Genomic DNA, 18,963 nt, shown 5'->3' with positions numbered 1-18,963 from the left:
CGAGATTCTGGCCGACCGGACACGTGGCGAAGCCAGAATTATTCGCTATAATGGAAGTATGAAAATGAACGATCTCGAAGAGCTGATGGAACGCGTACGTCGCTGGCCGAAAGAGCGCCAGGAGGACGCTGCTGAAGTACTGCGCGAAATGGAGCGACAGGATGCCAGCGATTACCGGCTGACCGAGGCTCAGGCGGAAGAGGTCCGGCGTATCCAGCGCGATATTCGCGAGGGAAGGGCGACTTTCGCGACTGACGAGCAGATGGCTGATCTCTGGAAATCATGCGGCCTGTGAGGCTGCGCTACACTACAGAGGCGCGGCAGCACATCGCCGCGATCCACGGCTACATCAGTCAGCGCAATCCGGTAGCGGCGACGCAAGTCGTCGCACGAATCAGGCTGGCAGCCAATCGGTTATCCGAGTTTCCTCGCATGGGGCACGCTGGCCGGGTCGCCGGCACATATGAATGGGTGGTCCGTGGATTGCCCTACATTATCGTATATGAGACTGGTGTCACCGATCCCGACGAGGTGTTGATCCTCGGTGTATTTCACGGGGCGCAGGACCGCGAGCGCGAATGAAGACGATCGAAGAGCCCGCGCGAAAAGTTCCCCTCTATGGCGAATATGAAGTCGCCGTACTCGGCGGCGGGCCTGCGGGAATCGCGGCGGCGGTGGCGGCCGCGCGCGCCGGGCGGCGGACGCTGCTGATCGAGCGCTACGGCTTTCTCGGCGGCATGGGCACCGCGGCGGGTGTCACGAATTTCTGCGGACTGCACGCCAATGTGTTTGGCGAGATGCACCGGGTGGTGCAGGGGATTGCCTCCGACCTGCTTGCACGGATCGACCGGCTCGGCGGGCTGAACGCGCCGCATCTGATCCTCGGCAAGATTTTTGCGCAGGCCTATGACACCGCGGCCTACAAGATCGCGGCGGACGATCTCCTGGCAAGCCACAAGGTCGATATCCTCTTTCACGCGCTCGGCGCCGGCGTCGTCATGGATGACGCGCGGCGCATCGATGCGCTGATGGTGGAAACGAAAGCCGGCCGGCAGGCGGTGCGCGCCGATATTTTTATCGACTGCTCCGGCGACGGCGATCTTGCGGCCTGGGCCGGCGCGCCGTTCGAGGTCGGCGACGCCAATGGCCACATGCTCTATCCCTCGATGATGTTCCGCCTCAACGGCATCGATCCGGAGAAGGCGGGAGATGCCTGGCGGACCATCCCGGCGCTGATGACGCAGGCCGAGGCGGCCGGCACGCACAGATTTCCGCGCAAGGGCGCGATCGTGCGGCCGCAAAAGTCGCAGATCGAATGGCGGGTGAATTTCACGCAGCTAGCCCGCAAGGACGGCAGCGCAGTCAACGGGCTCGAGCCGGACGAACTCACCCGCGGCGAGATCGAGGGGCGGCAACAGGCGGCAGCCGCGTTCGAATTCTTGCGCACGGTGCCCGGCTTCGAAAAATCTTACATCGTTGACCTGCCGCCGCAGCTCGGCATCCGCGAGACTCGGCGCGTGGTCGGCGGCTACGCACTGAGCGGCGAGGACGTGCTCGGCTGCGCGTCATTCGAGGATTCCATCGGCGTTAACGGCTGGCCGATGGAGCAGCACGTCGCGGGCGACGTCGTTTTCAGGTTCCCGCCGATCCCCGCCTCACGCGGCTTCAACGAACTGCCCTATCGCATGCTGGTGCCCGAGTGCGTCGATAACCTGCTGATGGCCGGGCGCTGCGCGTCGATGACCCATGAGGGCCAGTCCGCGGCGCGGGTGTCCGGCGCCTGCTTTGCGATGGGCGAGGCGGCCGGCTCGGCCGCGGCGCTGGCGCTGGCTGGCAACACGATTCCGCGAGACATCGCGGTCGAAAAGTTGCAACAAGCGTTGAAAGAGCAGGGCGCCTTTATCGGGCGGGACCAGAAGGTGCCGGAAGGATTGTAGGGCGGGTTAGCGAAGCGTAACCCGCCGCGCTACTAGATGGCGGATTACGCTGGCGCTAATCCGCCCTACGAAAGAAATGGACGGAGGAAGCGGGATGAAGGGAATGTTGCGGCTCGCGCTCGCGGGCCTGCTGGCGCTGGCGGCGGGTGGGACCACACAGGCCAATGATGCGCTGAAGGCAAAAATCGGCGTGTTGCGGCTGTCGTCCTCGGCGCCGGTGTTCATTGCGCAGGACAAGGGCTATTTCAAAGAGGCTGGCCTCGATATCGAGCTGAAATTCTTCGATGCGGCGCAGCCGATCGCCGTGGCCGTGACGTCGGGCGATGTCGATTTCGGCATCACGGCGTTCACCGCCGGGCTCTACAATCTCGCCGGCAAGGGCACGCTGAAGGTGATCGGGGGCATGAGTCGCGAAAAGGCCGGCTATCCCCTGATCGGCTATTTTGCCAGCAACAATGCCTATGCGAGCGGCCTGAAGACGCCAAAGGATCTCGCGGGCAAACGCGTGGCGGTGACGCAGGTCGGCTCCAGCTTTCACTATTCGCTCGGGTTGCTCGCCGACAAATACAAGTTCAAGCTGGCGGACGTCAAAGTGCTGCCGCTGCAATCGCTGTCGAACGCCGCCGCCGCGCTGAAGGGCGAGACGGTCGATGCTGCGCTGCTGCCGGTCTCGACCGCGCGCCCGCTGATGGAAACCGGTGGTGCAAAATTTCTGGGCTGGGTCGGCGACGAGACGCCATGGCAGTTAGGGGCGGTATTTGCCTCGCCGAAGACGCTGACGAATGCGCCGCTGGTCACGAAACTGTTGGCTGCGCTGGTGCGCGCCGACCGCGAATATCACGACGTGATCCTGGCGTCGGTGAAGGACGGCAAGGCCGAGATCAATGACAGGACAAAACCGCTGCTCGAGATCATCGCCAAATACACCAACCTGCCGGTCGAGCAGGTGGTCGGCAACTGCGCCTATATCGATCCCGACGGCAAGCTGGACGTGAAGAACGTCGGCAACCAGATAGAATGGCTACAGGAGCAGGGTTTTGTCGACAAGGGATTTTCGGTCGATGCGATCCTCGCGAAGGAATATGTGAAGGCGGATTGAGGCAATGCTGCATCAACCGTCATTGCGAGGAGCGGAGCGACGAAGCAATCCAGCTTTTCTTGCCGCAACAAAGGAAGCTGGATTGCTTCGCTTCGCTCGCAATGACGGATGAGCCGGCAGTACGTCGGAATGTTAAATGCACCTGATCGCCGACCATATCAGCCACCGCTTCGGCGCGCTCGACGTGCTCGACGACGTCTCGTTCCAGGTCGCGTCCGGCGAGGTGGTGGCGATCGTCGGTCCGTCCGGTTGCGGCAAGAGCACGCTGCTCTCGATCCTCGGCGGGCTGCTGCGGCCGACGCAAGGCGCAGCCAAGCTGCGCGGCGCTCCGCCGGCCGACAGCCTCAATCCGCTGACCTTTGTGTTCCAGGATTTTGCGTTGCTGCCATGGTGCAGTGTCGAGGAGAACGTCGCGTTCCCGCTTGAACACGTCGCAATGAGCCAAGGCGAACGCCGCGCCATCATCGACGATGCGCTGCGCCGTACGGGTCTTGTAGATTTTCGCGGCGCCTGGCCAAAGCAGCTCTCCGGCGGCATGCGACAGCGTGTCGGCATTGCGCGTGCGCTCGCGGTGCGGCCGGCGATCCTGCTGATGGACGAGCCGCTGTCGGCGCTGGATTCGCAGACCCGCGAGCTGCTGATGGAGGATTTCGTCCGCCTGCTCGCCGACGGCGCGATGGGCGCGGTGTATGTCACGCATAATCTGGAAGAAGCGGTGCGGCTGGCGGATCGCATCGTCGTGCTGTCGCGGCGGCCGGGTCGGGTGCGCGAGACCGTCACGATCCCGATGACACGCGGCGAGCGCGGCGCGGTCGATGCGCGCGGCAAATTGTTTTCGCTGCAGAACGATCTCTGGTCGCTGATCCGCGAGGAGGCGATCGATGCCGAGCGCGAGGTTCTTCATGCTTGAACGCCCGGCGCAGGACACCCGCAGCGACGCGAGCGAGGCGCCGCGGCCGGTCGCCTTCCGTGGCGAAGGATTCACGCCGCGCGCCGGCCGCCATTCGGGCTGGATCGCGCTGGCGGCGGTGATCGCGCTGTGGCAACTGGCCGACAGCGCCGGATGGATCAATCCGCTGTTCCTGCCGCCGCCTTCGGCGATTGCGATGGCGATGTGGAAGCTCGCGACGTCAGGTGCGCTGTGGCAGCACGTGTACTGGTCGGTGATGCGGATCGGATCGGGCTGGATCATCGGCACCATCGCCGGGATCATCGTCGGCTTCGCCATCGGGCTGTCGACGCTGGCGCGCAGCGTCGGCATCACCTTCATCTCCGCGCTGTTTCCGATTCCGAAGATCGCGCTGCTGCCGCTGCTGATCCTCTGGCTCGGGATCGGCGAGGAGCCGAAGATCGCGACCATTGCGCTCGGCGTGTTCTTCTCCACCGCGATCTCGGTCTATAGCGGCGTCGATGCGGTGCCGCGCAACCTGATCCGGATGGCGCAGAGTTTCAACGTGCCATTCCACGCCATCGTCCGCCGCGTGATCTGGCCGGGCGCGCTGCCCTCGATCCTGGCAGGTTTTCGCATCACCGCCTCGGTGGCGCTGCTGCTGGTGGTGAGCGCCGAGATGATCGGCGCGCAATGGGGCATCGGCGCCTTCGTGCTACAGGCGGGTAATTTGATGCAGACCGATCAGCTTTTGGCTGGCGTGGTAATCCTGTCGCTGTTCGGCCTTGCGGTGGGGAAGCTGATCAACATGCTCGAGGCGCGGCTCTTGCACTGGCGGTAGCCCCAGCGTCGTCCCGGCGAAAGCCGGGACCCATACCGCGTTGTGCTCTCGATTGGAAAAGGCCACCAGTACCGCCCGTAAGCCATCACGGCCGCGGCGTATGGGTCCCGGCTTTCGCCGGGACGACGGCTACGCGTTGCCTCTGTCCTCGCGAAACAAATCCAGCTTCTGCTGCACCGGCCGGTCCGAAAAGCTGAACAGTACCGAATCCACATCCGCCTCGTGTGTGACCCACTGCCAGCTCGGCACCACGAAGAGATCGCGCGGGCCCCATTCAAAGGTCTGCTCGCCGATCCTTGTGCGACCCTTGCCTTCGATCGCGGCGAACACCGTGCCGTCGGTGGAGCGATAGCGCGCGGTCTTGAAACCCTTCGGCAGGAGCTGGATGAAGGTGCCGATGGTCGGCATCGCAAAATCGCCGGTCTCGGGGTTGGAGAATTTCAGCTTCAGCCCGTGGCAGGCGTCCCATTCATTGCTGTTCTTGGCCTGCTCCAGCGCCTCGCGGGTGTGGCTGTACGGATAGTTGAAGATCGGCGACGTCTTCGAGGTGCGCTTGGTGTCGACCGGCAGCAGATTGTGGCCGTAGCGCGCAAAACTGTCGCCGGCAGGTTTTGAAATCTGCTGCTGGTCTTCCTTCGAGCCTTCCGCAAAGGATGCATCGAAGAACTGCACCATCGGAATATCGAGGCCGTCGAGCCAGAACATCGGCTCGGAGGTCTCGTTGGAATGGTCGTGCCAGGTCATCGACGGCGTGATGACGAAATCGCCGGGCTCCATCAGCGTGCGCTCGCCGTCGACCGCGGTCGCCGCGCCCTTGCCTTCGAGCACGAAGCGCAGCGCCGACTGGCTGTGGCGATGCGCGGGCGCGATATCGCCGGGCACCACCATCTGCACGCCAGCGAATAGCGATGTCGTGATCTTCGACTGGCCGCGCAGGCCGGGGTTTTCCAGTACCAGCACGCGCCGCTCGGCTTCCTTGGCGGTGATGAGCTTTCCCGCCTCGTTCATGTAGGCGCGGATGTCGTCGAATTTCCATAAGTGCGGCCGGCAGGCGCTCTTCGGCTCCGGCGTGATCAGATCGTTCATCACGTTCCACAGCGCGGAAAGATTCTGGCCGTCGATCTTCTTGTAGAACGCCTCGCGTTCCGGAGTCTTTTGCACGGCTTCCATGGTCGGCCTCCCGTCGGTTCTAATTTGATTGACAGTATACTGCCAATATGGCACGCGTCAACCAAGCAACAATCAATGGACGGGGAGGTTCCGATGAAGCTGCACGGCTATTTCCGCAGCAGCGCGGCATACCGGGTCAGGATCGCGCTGAACCTCAAGAATCTTTCCGCCGAACATCTGCCGCATCACCTCCGCAAGGGCGAACAATGCGCGCCCGGCTATCTCGCGATCAACCCGCAGGGGCTGGTGCCGACGCTGGAAAGCGATGCCGGGGCGATCCTCACCCAGTCGCTCGCCATCATCGAGTGGCTGGACGAGACCCATCCCGAGCCGCCGCTGCTGCCAAAGGACCCGCTGCGCCGCGCCAAGGTGCGGGCGTTCTCGATGGCGCTCGCTTGCGATACCCACCCGGTGCAGAATTTGAAAGTGCTGGCGCGTCTGCGGCAGCTCAAACTGCCGGAGGAGCAGGTGATGGAATGGGCCGCCTGGGCCAATCGCGAGGGGCTTGCCGCCTGCGAGACCCTGGTCGCGGGCGAGGCCGGGCCGTTCTGCTTCGGCGCGACGCCGACCATGGCCGACCTGTGCCTCGTGCCGCAACTCGGCAATGCGCGCCGCTTCGGCGTCGATGTCTCCGCCTTTCCGCGGCTGCTCGAGGCTGAAGCTGCGGCAAAAGAAATGAAGGCGTTTGCCGATGCCGCCCCCGACAAGCAGCCCGATGCCGAGTAAGCCCGCCGCCATCACCATGGACGCGGTGTACACCGCACCCGGCTATCTGTTCCGCCGCATGCAGCAGATCGCGGTCGCGCTGTTCGTGGAGGAGTGCAAGGCGTTCGATCTGACGCCAGTGCAATATGCCTCGCTGGTCGCGATCCACACCCATCCCGGCATCGATGCGACGCGGCTTTCGGCCGTGATCGCGTTCGACCGCTCGACGCTCGGCAGCGTGATCGAAAGGCTTGAAGCCAAGAAGCTGATCGACCGGAAGCCGTCGGGCGAGGACAAGCGCGTCAAGCTGCTCTACCTCACAAGATCAGGCGCGGCGGTGCTGCGCGACATCATGCCGTCGGTCGAACGCGCGCAGGCGCGAATGCTACAGCCGCTGAAGGCGGCCGACCGCAAGATGCTCATGTCATTGCTTACACAGCTCGTCGATCTCAACAACGAGGCCTCGCGCGTGCCGTTGCGCGCCGAGGACGCGCTCGAACATCTCGGAAAGTCGTGAGCGATGGGCTGCGGCGTCGGCCATCCGGTCCTGATTGCGGGCGGCGGCATCGGCGGCCTCGCCACCGCCATGGGCCTCGCGCAAAAGGGTATCCCCTCGATCCTGCTGGAAAAGGCATCGAGCCTCGGCGAGATCGGCGCGGGCATCCAGCTCGGGCCGAACGCATTCCATGCCTTCGACTATCTCGGCGTCGGCGAGGCCGCGCGCAACATGGCCGTCTATGTCGACCAGCTCCGGTTGATGGATGCACTGACGGCCGAAGAGATCACCCATATCGATCTGCGCGAGGATTTTCGCAAGCGGTTCGGCAATCCCTACGCGGTCGTGCATCGCGGCGATCTTCATGGCGTATTTTTGCGCGCCTGCCAGGAGCATGCGCTGGTCGAGCTGCGCGTCAGCTCGGAAGTGGTCGGCTACGATCAGGACGGCTCGTCGGTGACAGCGCGCCTTGCCAATGGCGAGCGCGTCACGGGATCGCTGCTGATCGGCGCGGATGGGCTGTGGTCCAACGTCCGCAAGCAGGTGATCGGTGATGGGGCGCCGCGGGTGTCGGGCCACACCACCTATCGTTCGGTGATTCCGACCGAGCAGATGCCGGAAGATCTGCGCTGGAATGCTGCGACGCTGTGGGCCGGCCCGAAGTGCCACATCGTGCATTATCCTTTGTCGGGCTGGAAGGTCTTCAACCTCGTCGTCACCTATCACAACGACGCACCGGAGCCGGTCGCCGGCAAGCCGGTGTCGGATGATGAGGTGATGCAGGGTTTTGGGCACGTGCACGAGCGAGCCAGGGAGATCATCCGCCACGGCAAGAACTGGCGGCTCTGGGTGCTGTGCGACCGCGATCCGGCCGAGCGCTGGGTCGACGGCCGCGTCGCGCTGCTCGGCGATGCCGCCCACCCGATGCTGCAGTATTTCGCGCAAGGCGCCTGCCAGGCGATGGAAGACGCGGTGTGTCTCTCGCACATGCTGGCGCAGCACGACTTTGCCACCGCGCTGGAGCGCTATCGCGCCCAGCGTTTTCCGCGCACCGCGCGCGTGCAACTGATGTCCCGCGCCATCGGCGAGCACATCTATCACCCCGCCGGCGAGCACGCCCGTCTGCGCAACGCTATCATGGGCGCGAAGACGCAAGCGGAATGGTGCGACGATCTGGCGTGGCTGTATGGCGGGACGGGGTTGGGGACGTAAGCTCTTTCGTCGTCCCCGCGAATGCGGGGACCCATAACCACAAATCTGAGTCGATGCATCGTGCGGGCAGAAGGCAACCCACACTGTCCGCCCCACGACTGCCGCGGCGTATGGGTCCCGGCGTTCGCCGGGACGACATCGAGTGTGTAGCGGCGGTAAAGGCTACATCCGCATCAACGACTGCCGGTCGATCTTGCCCGTGCCGGTCTTCGGCAGCTCGTCGATGAATTTCACCTCGCGCGGATATTTGTACGGCAGCAGCTTTGCCTTGACGTAATCCTGTAGCCGTCTCGTGGTATCGCTCTCATCGAAACCCACCGCGTTCATCACCACCACCGCCTTCAGCGTCATGCGGCGATCCGGCAGCTCGGCGGCAAACACGGCGCATTCGCGCACGTCGGGGTGATCGGCGAGGCACAGCTCGACCTCGAGCGGGTAGACCCACTGCCCGGAGATTTTCACGAGATCGTCGGCGCGGCCGCGGAAGAAGTGGAAGCCGTCGCTGTCGCGCACAAAACGGTCGCCGGTGTAGATCCACCCCGCCTCGCGGATCGTCTCGGCGGTCTTGTCGGGACGGTTCCAGTACAGCGGCGTGTTGGAATCGCCGCGCACCCACATGATGCCCTCTTCGTTGTCGCCGACATCGCGGCCGTCCTTGTCGCGCAGCAGGATTTCGTAGCCGGGCACGCGCAGGCCGGCGGCGCCGAGTTTTTTCCGCTCGGGCCGGTTGGAAAGGTAGATGTGCAGCGCTTCGGTGGAGCCGAGGCCTTCGACGATCTCCAGCCCTGTCAGGCGCTTCCAGCCGTTGAAGACGTCGGCCGACAGAACTTCGGCAGCGGAAAGCGACATGCGCAGCGAGGAGAAATCGGCGCGATCTGCACCTTCGGCCTTGGTCAGCGTCGTATAGAGCGTCGGCAGACCGAAGAAGACGGTCGGTTTGTATTGGCCGATGGCGTCAAAGATCGCCGCCGGCTTTGGCTGGCCGGGCAGCAGCAGCGCCGTGGCGCCGACCGAGAAGGGGAAGGTGACGGAATTGCCGAAGCCGTAGGCAAAGAAGATCTTTGGCACCGAGAAGCAGATGTCGTCGGGTTTCAGCTTCAGCACGTTTTGCGAAAACGCCGCCTCGCTATAGGCCATGTCGTGCTGGAGGTGGACGATACCCTTGGGGCGGCCGGTGGAGCCGGAAGAGTACATCCAGAACGCCATCTCGTCGCGGTCGGTGTCGGCTTCCGCAATCTCGGTTGCGAAGCCGCGCAGCCATTGCTCTGCGATCAGCGCATTGGCCACCGCATGCTCACCTGCCGCGCCGTTGGTCACGATCAGCGTGCGCAGCGGCGTGTCCTTGCAGGCTTCGGCATTGAAGCGCGATGAAAACTCCGCATCCGTCACGGCGACCGAAGCGCCGGAATCGGACAGATAGAATTGCAGGAGGTCCGGCGGCGTCAGCGTGTTGATCAGCAGCGGCACGAAGCCGGCGCGCACGGCGCCGAAGAAGGCGGCCGGATAAGCAGGGGTGTCATCGAGGAACATCAGGATACGGTCGCCGCGCGCAAGGCCCAGCGACAGGAAGCCGTGACCCCATTGCGCGGCCTCGGCGCAAAGCTGCGCGTAGGTGCGTGTTCCGCCGGGGCCGGTCAGCGCCAGGCGCTCGCCATGGCCGCGGGCGAGGTTGTCGAACAGCACGCGGCTGGCGTTATAGGCTTGCGGAATGGTGAAGCCGATCTCACGGGCGCCGGCGCTGTCCTGCGGAACCTGATCAATGATCTGCTGCGTCATGCCGATTTCCTCCTCGCCTCATACCGCGCCATGAAGGCGGGCGACATCACGCGCAGCCGCGCGTCGTCGATCCGTCCCGAGCGGGTGATGTAGCTGTAGGCGAAATCCATCAGGCCGAGTTTCATGTGCTCAGGGAAATGCTCGTACCAGTCGGCGCTGGTGCGCGCGGCGGTCACCAGCTTCTTGACGATCGGCTTGCGCTCGGTCTCGTAGCGGGCGAGCGCGGCGGGAATTGTCTCTTCCGCCTCCAGCGCCTTGGTCAGCGCGATGGCATCCTCGATGGCGAGGCGCGTGCCGGAGCCGATGGAAAAATGCGCCGAGTGCAGGGCATCGCCGATCAGCACCATGTTGCCGTGCGACCAGCGCTCGTTCCAGATCCAGGGAAAATTGCGCCACACCGATTTGTTGGAAATGAGCGGATGGCCGTCGAGCGTATCGGCAAAAACCTGTTCGCAGATCGCCTGCGATTGCTCGATGCTCTTGCCGGCAAAGCCGTAAGCCTGCCACGTCGCCGCATCGCATTCGACAAGGAACGTGCTCATGTTGGGCGAATAGCGGTAGTGATGCGCGTTGAAGGTTCCGAGACCGGTTTTCACAAAGGTCTGCGACAGCGTCGCAAAGCGTTTTGTGGTGCCGTACCATGCGAACTTGTTGGAGGAGTGCGACACCGAGGCGCCGAATTGCTTTTCGAAGGTACGGCGCACCAGCGAGTTCAAGCCGTCAGCGGCAACGACAAGGTCGTAGCCCGCAAAGGCATCGAGCGTTTCGATCTGCGTTTCATAGCGCGGTGTGACACCGGCGCCGCGCGCGCGCGCCTGTAGCAGTGTCAATAGTTCCAGCCGTCCGATCGAGGAGAAGCCGACGCCGTCGATCTCCACGCTTTCGCCGCGCAGATTGAGCGTGATGTTCTTCCAGCTCTCCATCCTCGGCGCGATGGCATCGACCGTATCCGGATCGTCCGCGCGCAAAAATTCCAGCGCCTGTTCGGAGAACACCACGCCAAATCCCCAGGTCGCGCCTTCGGGGTTCTGCTCGAACAGCTCGATCTCCGCGTCCGGGTGACGCTTCTTCCAGAGATAGGCGAAGTAGAGCCCGCCGGGCCCTCCGCCGATCACGGCGATGCGCAAGGTCTTCCCTCCCAGATTGACAGTATACTTACAATTTGAGGGCTACCCTAGCGCCCGCCGGGGCGGGACGCTAGGGTAAATTTGCTTCAGGAACCGGATCCGGTCAGGTGCACTTGCGCACCCTGACGCCGTTCACCACCACCGTGCGGCAAACCCGAGCGACCGGCTTGCGCACCACCACCGCGCCGCGCGGGCCGGCGCAGGCGGCGCGAACGACGCCGTCGGCGCACACCACGGCATGGGCGCTGGTGGATTCGAAGGCCAGCGTTGCGGCGAAGGCGAGGGCAGCAATGGCAGCGAGCAGGATTGAGCGCATGTCGTTCTCCCGGCTGTGGTGGTTGTTGAACAACGAATGTTCTGCGGATGCGAACCTATTTCTTTTCGGCCTCGGCCTTCTTCTCCGCCTCGGCCTCGGCCATCGCCTTCTTGCAGGCCGGCGTGAGCTTGTCGGCTTCCTTGCTGAGGCAGGCGATGATCCGTCCGCCGCCCGGCGTCACGCCGTTGCAGAACTTCTCGTAATCGCTCATGCAGGCTTCGCGCCGCGCGGCGATCTGGTCCTGCGCGAACGCGGCCGGCGCGGCGCACAGAATGGCTGTCGTAATCAGGATCGCACGGAGCATGAGTTGCATCCCTTTCGTCGCTGCTGATCTTCTCGAAGGTCGGGCAACGGCCGGTCAACTTGATCGCGGACCGGGCTGCAAGAAAGCGCAATGATAAGAGCAGCCGGCGGTCCCGATGCAGGGACCGCGCGGCGAATGGTCCCGCGATTATCGCGCGGCGAATGGCGCCAGCACGTCGCGGCAGGCCGGCGAAAGGTCGGCAGCCCGATTGGCGATGCACTGCATGATGCGGCCGCCGCCGGGCGCCACGCCCGCACACAGGGTGCGGATGTCAGCGCTGCAAGCCGAGCGCAACACGAACAGTTCTTCGCGCGGCAGCATCGGCCGCAGCACGATCACGGTCGGCGCTGCCGCCGGAGCTGCACCTGCCGCGGGGGCCGCCGCCGGCGCCGCGCCTGCCGCGGGCGCTGCGCCGCCGGTGGCGGCAGCGACGGCCTTGCCGCAGCCGGCCGAGAGCCTTGCCTTGTTCTTTTCCAGGCATTCCAGCGCCGGTGCGCCGCCGGGCGGAACGCCCGCACACACCTTGGGATAGTCGGAGCGGCAGGCGCTCTTGATCGCGTTGATCTGCGCGCTGCTCGGCTGCTTCGCCGCGGGAACTGCCGCAGGCTTGGCCGCTTCCTTGGTGGCTTCCTTGGGCGCCGCGGTGTCCGTGGCAGGCTTCGCCGCGGCAGCCGGCGCGGTCTCCTTGGCCGGCGCTGCCGCGGCGGGAGCGGGTTCGGTCTTGGGCGCGGCAGCGGCTTGCACCGCGCGCACCGCGCCGGCGCATCCGGCCGACAGGCTCGACATGTTTTTCGCAAGGCATTGCAGCGAGGCTTCGCCGCCCGGCGGAATGCTGGAGCAATGCGCCATATAATCGGAGCGGCACTGCGACTTGACGGCTTCGCGCTGTGCTTCGCTCGGCCCTTGCGAGAGCGCCGGCGTCGCAGCTAAAAGCAGGGCTGCGCCCGCCAACGCACAAAACGCCGCATCACGCGTCAACGCACTGAACATTGAATAAATCCCTTGTCGCTATTCGTTTGAGCCGCCGCTTCAACCGAAGTGAATTTTGAAAGATTTTTGTCTGAGCAACCTGAACGGCGGCATCATTTTCGGTTTCAGGTTCCACTGCAAGCGGATTGTTGCTATTTTTATGGGATGGCGGACGACGGCTTCCTGATGAAGAAGCCTTGACTAGAACAAAAGTAATTGGGGCCCTGAAATGAAGCATGCGCGTACGCCTGCATCTTTGAATATGAACAGCTTTTTGCGCCTGCGAACCAGCGCGCTGTTGCGTATCGTGGCGGTCGCGTCGGCGGGCATCGGATTATCCGCCTGCGAGCAAAATACGTATGTACCGCCTCCGCCGCCCAAGGTGGACGTCGCCGCACCCGTTCAAAGGAATGTTACGCGCTTCATCGATGCCACCGGCAATACCGCGGCGGTAAAATCGGTCGATCTGGTCGCGCGCGTGCAGGGCTTTCTGCAATCGATCGACTACCAGGACGGTACCGGCGTCAAGCAAGGCCAGACACTTTTCACGATCGAGCCGGAGACCTACAGGCTCAAGCTAGAACAGGCGCAGGCCGCGGAAGCGGGCGCGCAGGCTTCGCTGAAGCAGGCAGAAGCCGACTATAAGCGGCAAGTGGACCTCGTGCAGCGCCAGGCGGTTTCCCAGGCAACGCTCGATACCTCGACCGCCAACCGCGACAATGCGCAGGCCAACCTACAGCAGGCGCAGGCCAACACCCAGATCGCGAAAGTCAATTACGGCTATACCACCGTTTCTGCGCCGTTCGATGGCGTCGTCACCGCGCACCTCGTTTCGGTCGGCGAACTTGTCGGCGTTTCCTCGCCGACGCAGCTCGCCAGCATCGTGGCGCTCAACCCGATCTGGGTAAACTTCAATGTCAACGAGCGGGACGTTCTGCGCGTGCGGGAGGAGGCCCGGCGACGCGGCATGACCGTGGACCAACTGCGACAATTGCCGATCGAGGTTGCGCTTCAGACCGACACAGGATTTCCCCACAAGGGCCATCTCGACTACGTTTCGCCGACCCTCAACCAGTCCACCGGCACGATCTCGGTTCGCGGCATTCTGGACAATCCGGATCGTGTGCTGCTGCCGGGCTTCTTTGTGCGCGTCCGGGTCCCGTTCCAGCAAGAAGAAAACGCGTTGCTGGTGCCTGACGTGGCGCTCGGCGCCGACCAGGCCGGGCGCTACTTGCTGGTCGTCAACGGCGAAAACGTGGTCGAGCAGCGCAAGGTGACGACCGGGCAGCTCGAGGGCGGGCTGCGCGTCATCGAAACGGGACTCAAGCCGGACGACAAGGTGGTCGTGGGTGGATTGCTGCGCGCGATCCCCGGCCAGAAGGTCGATCCGCAAACGAAGAAGATCGAGTCCGACACTGCGGCGAAATAGGAGACGGCCATGATCTCCAAATTCTTCATCGAGCGGCCGGTTCTTTCCAACGTCATCGCCATGCTGATGATCCTGATCGGCGGCGTGTCGCTGTATAGCCTCGCGGTCGCGCAATATCCCGACGTGGTGCCGCCGACCGTGCAGGTCACCACCCGCTATCCCGGCGCCAGCGCCAAAACCGTGATCGATACGGTGGCATTGCCGATCGAGCAGCAGGTCAACGGCGTCGAGGACATGCTCTACATGCAGTCCTACAGCGCCTCCGACGGCACCTACACCCTGACGGTCACCTTCAAGATCGGCACCGACCTCAACTTCGCGCAGGTTCTGGTACAGAACCGCGTCTCGGCGGCGCTTTCGCAGTTGCCGAGCTCGGTGCAGAGCCAGGGTGTCACGGTGCAGAAGAAGTCGACGTCGATCCTGCTGTTCGTGACGCTCACTTCGCCGAACGCCACCTACGACAGCCTGTTCCTGTCCAACTACGCCACGATCAATCTGCGCGACGAGCTGTCCCGCCTGCCCGGTGTCGGCAACGTCACGGTGTTCGGCGCCGGACAATACTCGATGCGGGTCTGGCTCGACCCGAACAAGCTACAGGCGCGCTCGCTGATGCCGCAGGATGTCATTCAGGCGATTCAGCAGCAGAACCAGCAGGTGACCGCCGGTCAGGTCGGCGCGCCGCCCGTACCGGCGGAGCAGGCCTTTCAGTACACGCTCAACATCGCCGGCCGGCTTGAAGACAAGACACAGTTCGAGGACATCATCGTCAAGACCGGCAGCAGTGGCGAGGTCGTTCGCGTGCGCGACGTCGGCTGGGTCGAGCTCGGCGCGCAGACCTACAGCCAGCTATTCTCGCTCAACAGGAAGCCGGCCGCCGGCATCGGCGTGTTCCAGTCGCCGGGCGCCAATGCGCTCGAGGTCGAGAAGGCCGTCGAGAAGAAGATGGCGGAGCTGGCAAAGGCGTTTCCGCAGGACATCATATACGAGACGCCGTTCGACACCACCAAGTTCGTCAACGAGTCGATCAATGAGGTCTACAAGACCCTGTTCGAGGCCGGCCTGCTCGTGCTGGTCGTGATCCTGGTGTTCCTCCAGGACTGGCGCGCCATGCTGGTGCCGGCCACGACCGTGCCGGTGACCATCATCGGCGCGTTCGCCGCGATGGCCGCGCTCGGCTTTACCGTCAACCTCTCGACTCTCTTTGCCATTGTGCTCGCCATCGGCATCGTGGTCGACGATGCCATCGTCGTGGTGGAGGGCGCTGCTCACAACATCGAGCAGGGCATGAACGGCCACGACGCCGCGATCAAGGCGATGGATGCATTGTTCGGGCCGATCATCGGCATCACGCTGGTACTGATCTCGGTGTTCCTGCCGGCGGCCTTCCTGCCGGGTCTCACCGGACGGATGTATGCGCAGTTCGCGCTGGTGATCGCGGCCACCGCGCTATTGTCGGCCATCAACGCCGCGACACTGAAGCCGACGCAATGCGCGCTGTGGCTGCGCCGGCCGGTGCCGCCCGAGCAGCGCAACTGGTTCTATCGCGGTTTCAACGCCGTCTATGACCGGATAGAGCGCGGCTATGCCCGACTGATCGGCTTTATGGTCGCGCACGCCAATATCTCGGTCGTCCTCGCTCTCATCCTGATTGGCGCCGGCGGCTATGGCATCTCGCGCGTCCCGACCGGTTTCATCCCGATCGAGGACCAGGGCTACCTGCTGGCGGCGGTGCAACTGCCCGACGGCGCCGCGCTCGGGCGGACGCAGACGGTGCTGGACCAGGTCCAGGAGATCGCCAGCAAGCAGGCGGGCGTCGACCAGATCATGACCATCGCCGGCATTTCCGTGCTCGACGGCAACTCCAGCCTCGCCAATGCGGGCGTGGCCTACATCGTGCTGAAGGAATGGAGCGCGCGCGGCGCGGGACAGGACCTGCTCTCGCTGTACAAAGGCTTGAACGAGAAGCTGTCGGCGATCTCGGAGGCCCGCGTGCTGGTAATTCCGCCGCCGCCGATCCAGGGCATCGGCAATGCCGCGGGCTTTGCCATGCAGGTCGAACTGCGCGATGGCAGTTCCGATTACAACAAGCTACAGGCCGTGACCAATGCGTTGGTCGCAAACGCCCAGTCACAGAGCGCGCTGCAACGTGTCTCGTCCACATTCCGCTCCACGGTGCCGCAATTCGACATCGAGATCGACCGGGTCAAGACGCAAACGCTGCACGTCACCACCGACCAGATCTTCCAGACATTGTCGGCCTTCATGGGCGGCGCCTACGTCAACCAGTTCAACAAGTTCGGCCGCACCTTCCAAGTCTACGCCCAGGCCGACTCGCAGTTCCGCGTCACCACGCGCGACATCGCGAACCTGATGGTGCGCAACTCGAACGGGGACATGATTCCGATCGGTACGGTGGCAAAGATCACGCCGGCGGTCGGCCCGCCCTTGATCAGTCTCTACAACCTCTATCCGTCCTCGACGGTCATCGGCCTGCCGGCCACCGGCTACAGCTCGGGCCAGTCGATGCAACTGATGGAGCAGATCGCGGACAGGACGCTGCCGCGCGGCACCGGCTATGAATGGACGGCGATGTCGTACCAGGAAAAGGTGGTCGGCGGGCAGATCTACTTCGCTTTCGCGCTGGCGCTGCTGCTGGTTTATCTCGTGCTCGCCGGCCAGTATGAGAGCTGGTACGCGCCGATCTCCGTCATCCTGGCGGTGCCGCTGTCGCTGCTCGGTCCGATGGCGGTGCTCAACATCCTGCGCATCGAGAACAACCTCTACACCCAGATCGGCATTATCCTGCTGATTGCGCTGTCGGCCAAGAACGCCATTCTCATCGTCGAAGTGGCGCTGGAGCTGCATGTGCGCGACGGCAAGCCGCTGCTGGAATCCGCCGTCAACGCGGCGCGGGCGCGGTTCCGGCCGATCCTGATGACGTCGTTCGCCTTCATCCTCGGCGTGCTGCCGCTGGTGCTCGCCACCGGCGCCGGCGCCAATGCGCGAAAGTCGATCGGCATCACCGTGTTCTCGGGCATGCTCGCCTCGACCTGTTTTGCGGTGCTATTCGTGCCGACGTTCTTTGTCGTGATCCAGCGCTTTGAGAACTGGCGCGCGGAGCGCAGCGGCAAGAAGGTTGGCGTGCAGAAGATGCCGGAAGCGGGCGCGCCGACGCATTAGCGCTCTCGCGCGCCATCGTCCGCCAACTCGCAAGCTGTCTCACCCGGAGACAAAATACGACAACCACGCTTACGCAATTGCATGGAAGCGTTCGCGCATCTCAAAATTGTGAACGGGAAAATTGTTTGGCCGACAGGCGATTTCCGGTTCTGTGCTAGGTTTCGTGCGCACGCATCAGGCGCGCATATGGGGCGGAAACCACTCGTTGCGGGAGCATTCAATGTCGGATCTAGTCGCGATTGTGTATCCATCCGAAGCCAAGGCAGAAGAAGTTCGGCAGAAAATCCTCAAGCTCCAGAAAGAATATCTGATCGCGATCAGTGACGCCGTGATCGCGGTCAAGACCGGCGAGACGGTAAAACTCAATCAACTCGTGAACACCACCATGGCGGGCGCCGCGGGCGGAAGCTTCTGGGGTCTGCTTTTCGGCCTGGTGTTCCTCAATCCTCTGATCGGCGTCGCCATTGGTGCCGGCGCCGGCGCATTGGGCGGCGCGCTGACCGATTTCGGCATCAGGGATCAATTCATGAAAGATCTCTCCTCGAAGGTGAAATCGGGAGACGCGGTCCTGTTCCTGCTGATCCGGAGCATGACGGCGGACAAGGTCCTCAACGAGATCAAGGATGCGGGCGGGACGGTCCTGAGGACCTCGCTCGATGAAAAGAAAGAGCAGCATCTGCGCGACACCCTCGCAGCCGCAAGCCAGGCTAAGGCCGCCTGACAGATCGGGGCAAAGTCCAGGGTTGAGCTGAACCAACGCCGGCAACGGCAGCCGTCTACCCTGCCGCAGCGCGTCCGACCTTCTTGCGGACGATCGCGCTCAGTTGAGCGGAATCGCCTGCGCAGGAAGGTCGGCTGCGGCGCTGGGGCTGCGTTCATTCAGCCGGTCTCTCCCGGGCAGAAGAGCGAGGAGGAAATTATGCGTAAATCGTGTTTGTGGTTGCTTGCCCTTGCCGCGGCTGCGGCTTTGGTGACGACGACTGGCGGGCGCTCGCAGGCCGCGCTTGTCGGAGGACCGCTGGGCTTGCATGACGCCATCGATCAACATGGTCTCGCGGAGACTGTGCAATTCCGATGGAGAGGCCACCGTTACTGTTGGTACAGCCGCGGCTGGCGCGGCCCCGGCTGGTATCGGTGCGGCTTTAATTGGCGGCGCGGCTTTGGCTGGGGTGGCCCGGCCGGCTGGCACGGATGGCGGCATCCAGGCCGCCCGGTGGCGCGCCCGCCGCGGCCTCGACCGCCGGTGGCTCGCCCGCCCGGACCTGGGCGGCCGCCGGTAGCTCGCCCGCCCGGATCTGGCCGGCCGCCGGTGGCTCGTCCGCCCGGACCTGGCCGGCCGGGAGCGCAGCGCCCACGGCCGCCCGCGGGTCCGCCCGGAGCCGGGCGTCCCCCCGGCAGGACGTGAGGCGCGCCGGCGCATTAGCCAGTTGCCGTCGTCCCGGACAAGCGAGCGTAAGCGAGCGCTGATCCGGGACCCATACGCCGCGGCGGAAGTTGTTGGAATGCGCTGGTT

Annotated in this window: 19 protein-coding genes; 12 read left to right on the top strand and 7 right to left on the bottom strand. The window is 64.1% G+C overall.

Annotated elements, in window-relative coordinates:
* The first annotated feature begins 64 nt into the window (after positions 1–64).
* From JQ628_RS24510 to JQ628_RS24485, 6 genes are all read left to right on the top strand, one after another.
* Positions 65–295, top strand: coding sequence for a hypothetical protein (locus JQ628_RS24510; RefSeq protein ID WP_212226172.1), 231 nt, complete (start codon positions 65–67; stop codon positions 293–295).
* A complete protein-coding gene (locus tag JQ628_RS24505; protein WP_212226170.1) occupies positions 283–582 on the top strand; it encodes a type II toxin-antitoxin system RelE/ParE family toxin in 300 nt (99 codons plus the stop codon). Before JQ628_RS24510 ends, JQ628_RS24505 begins: the two co-directional genes overlap by 13 nt.
* Positions 579–1,937, top strand: a complete 1,359-nt coding sequence (locus JQ628_RS24500) for an FAD-dependent oxidoreductase (protein WP_212226168.1) — start codon at positions 579–581, stop codon at positions 1,935–1,937. Before JQ628_RS24505 ends, JQ628_RS24500 begins: the two co-directional genes overlap by 4 nt.
* Before the next feature lie 94 nt (positions 1,938–2,031).
* Complete coding sequence (locus JQ628_RS24495) at positions 2,032–3,036, top strand: ABC transporter substrate-binding protein (RefSeq protein ID WP_212226166.1); 1,005 nt, start codon at positions 2,032–2,034, stop codon at positions 3,034–3,036.
* 136 nt (positions 3,037–3,172) lie between these two features.
* The gene (locus JQ628_RS24490) at positions 3,173–3,946 is read left to right on the top strand and encodes an ABC transporter ATP-binding protein (RefSeq protein ID WP_212226164.1); all 774 of its coding nucleotides are present in this window, start codon (positions 3,173–3,175) and stop codon (positions 3,944–3,946) included.
* Positions 3,939–4,766, top strand: a complete 828-nt coding sequence (locus tag JQ628_RS24485; protein ID WP_212226426.1) for an ABC transporter permease — start codon at positions 3,939–3,941, stop codon at positions 4,764–4,766. Before JQ628_RS24490 ends, JQ628_RS24485 begins: the two co-directional genes overlap by 8 nt.
* A gap of 129 nt (positions 4,767–4,895) precedes the next feature.
* On the opposite strand, the gene gtdA is transcribed toward JQ628_RS24485, so the two are convergent.
* Positions 4,896–5,936, bottom strand: coding sequence for a gentisate 1,2-dioxygenase (gene gtdA / locus JQ628_RS24480; protein WP_212226162.1), 1,041 nt, complete (start codon positions 5,934–5,936; stop codon positions 4,896–4,898).
* Between the two features lie 93 nt (positions 5,937–6,029).
* Here gtdA and maiA point away from each other — a divergent pair, with 93 nt between their 5' ends.
* The 3 genes from maiA to JQ628_RS24465 are packed head-to-tail and all read left to right on the top strand — an operon-like array spanning position 6,030 to position 8,349.
* Positions 6,030–6,662, top strand: a complete 633-nt coding sequence (maiA, locus tag JQ628_RS24475) for a maleylacetoacetate isomerase (RefSeq protein ID WP_212226159.1) — start codon at positions 6,030–6,032, stop codon at positions 6,660–6,662.
* Positions 6,652–7,158 carry a MarR family winged helix-turn-helix transcriptional regulator gene (locus JQ628_RS24470; RefSeq protein WP_212226158.1) on the top strand — a complete coding sequence of 169 codons (507 nt, stop codon included), beginning with the start codon at positions 6,652–6,654 and terminating at the stop codon, positions 7,156–7,158. Before maiA ends, JQ628_RS24470 begins: the two co-directional genes overlap by 11 nt.
* Positions 7,159–7,161: 3 nt before the next feature.
* A complete protein-coding gene (locus JQ628_RS24465) occupies positions 7,162–8,349 on the top strand; it encodes a 3-hydroxybenzoate 6-monooxygenase (RefSeq protein WP_212226157.1) in 1,188 nt (395 codons plus the stop codon).
* 162 nt (positions 8,350–8,511) lie between these two features.
* Here the strand turns inward: JQ628_RS24465 and JQ628_RS24460 are convergent, their stop codons facing one another.
* The 5 genes from JQ628_RS24460 to JQ628_RS24440 form a co-directional block, all read right to left on the bottom strand.
* Positions 8,512–10,125 carry a benzoate-CoA ligase family protein gene (locus JQ628_RS24460; RefSeq protein ID WP_212226156.1) on the bottom strand — a complete coding sequence of 538 codons (1,614 nt, stop codon included), beginning with the start codon at positions 10,123–10,125 and terminating at the stop codon, positions 8,512–8,514.
* On the bottom strand, positions 10,122–11,252 hold the full coding sequence (locus JQ628_RS24455) for an FAD-dependent monooxygenase (protein ID WP_212226155.1): 1,131 nt from the start codon (positions 11,250–11,252) through the stop codon (positions 10,122–10,124). Before JQ628_RS24455 ends, JQ628_RS24460 begins: the two co-directional genes overlap by 4 nt.
* 103 nt (positions 11,253–11,355) lie before the next feature.
* The gene (locus JQ628_RS24450; RefSeq protein ID WP_212226154.1) at positions 11,356–11,568 is read right to left on the bottom strand and encodes a hypothetical protein; all 213 of its coding nucleotides are present in this window, start codon (positions 11,566–11,568) and stop codon (positions 11,356–11,358) included.
* 55 nt (positions 11,569–11,623) lie between these two features.
* Complete coding sequence (locus JQ628_RS24445; RefSeq protein ID WP_212226151.1) at positions 11,624–11,872, bottom strand: cysteine rich repeat-containing protein; 249 nt, start codon at positions 11,870–11,872, stop codon at positions 11,624–11,626.
* Positions 11,873–12,019: 147 nt separating this feature from the next.
* On the bottom strand, positions 12,020–12,862 hold the full coding sequence (locus tag JQ628_RS24440; protein WP_212226145.1) for a hypothetical protein: 843 nt from the start codon (positions 12,860–12,862) through the stop codon (positions 12,020–12,022).
* A 241-nt stretch (positions 12,863–13,103) separates the two neighbouring features.
* On the opposite strand from JQ628_RS24440, the gene JQ628_RS24435 reads away from it, so the two are divergent.
* The 3 genes from JQ628_RS24435 to JQ628_RS24425 all read left to right on the top strand — a co-directional run bounded on the left by JQ628_RS24435 (position 13,104) and on the right by JQ628_RS24425 (position 18,171).
* A complete protein-coding gene (locus tag JQ628_RS24435; RefSeq protein WP_249128338.1) occupies positions 13,104–14,270 on the top strand; it encodes an efflux RND transporter periplasmic adaptor subunit in 1,167 nt (388 codons plus the stop codon).
* A gap of 9 nt (positions 14,271–14,279) precedes the next feature.
* A complete protein-coding gene (locus tag JQ628_RS24430; protein WP_212226143.1) occupies positions 14,280–17,450 on the top strand; it encodes an efflux RND transporter permease subunit in 3,171 nt (1,056 codons plus the stop codon).
* 220 nt (positions 17,451–17,670) lie between these two features.
* Positions 17,671–18,171 carry a DUF1269 domain-containing protein gene (locus tag JQ628_RS24425; RefSeq protein WP_212226142.1) on the top strand — a complete coding sequence of 167 codons (501 nt, stop codon included), beginning with the start codon at positions 17,671–17,673 and terminating at the stop codon, positions 18,169–18,171.
* A gap of 99 nt (positions 18,172–18,270) precedes the next feature.
* Here JQ628_RS24425 and JQ628_RS24420 read toward each other — a convergent pair whose 3' ends face one another.
* Positions 18,271–18,498: a hypothetical protein gene (locus JQ628_RS24420; protein ID WP_212226139.1), complete on the bottom strand. Its 228-nt coding sequence runs from the start codon at positions 18,496–18,498 to the stop codon at positions 18,271–18,273.
* Between the last annotated feature and the right edge of the window lie 465 nt (positions 18,499–18,963).

Source organism: Bradyrhizobium lablabi (assembly GCF_018129385.1).
GTDB lineage: Bacteria > Pseudomonadota > Alphaproteobacteria > Rhizobiales > Xanthobacteraceae > Bradyrhizobium > Bradyrhizobium lablabi_C.
This window is presented reverse-complemented; position numbering and strand designations above follow the sequence as displayed.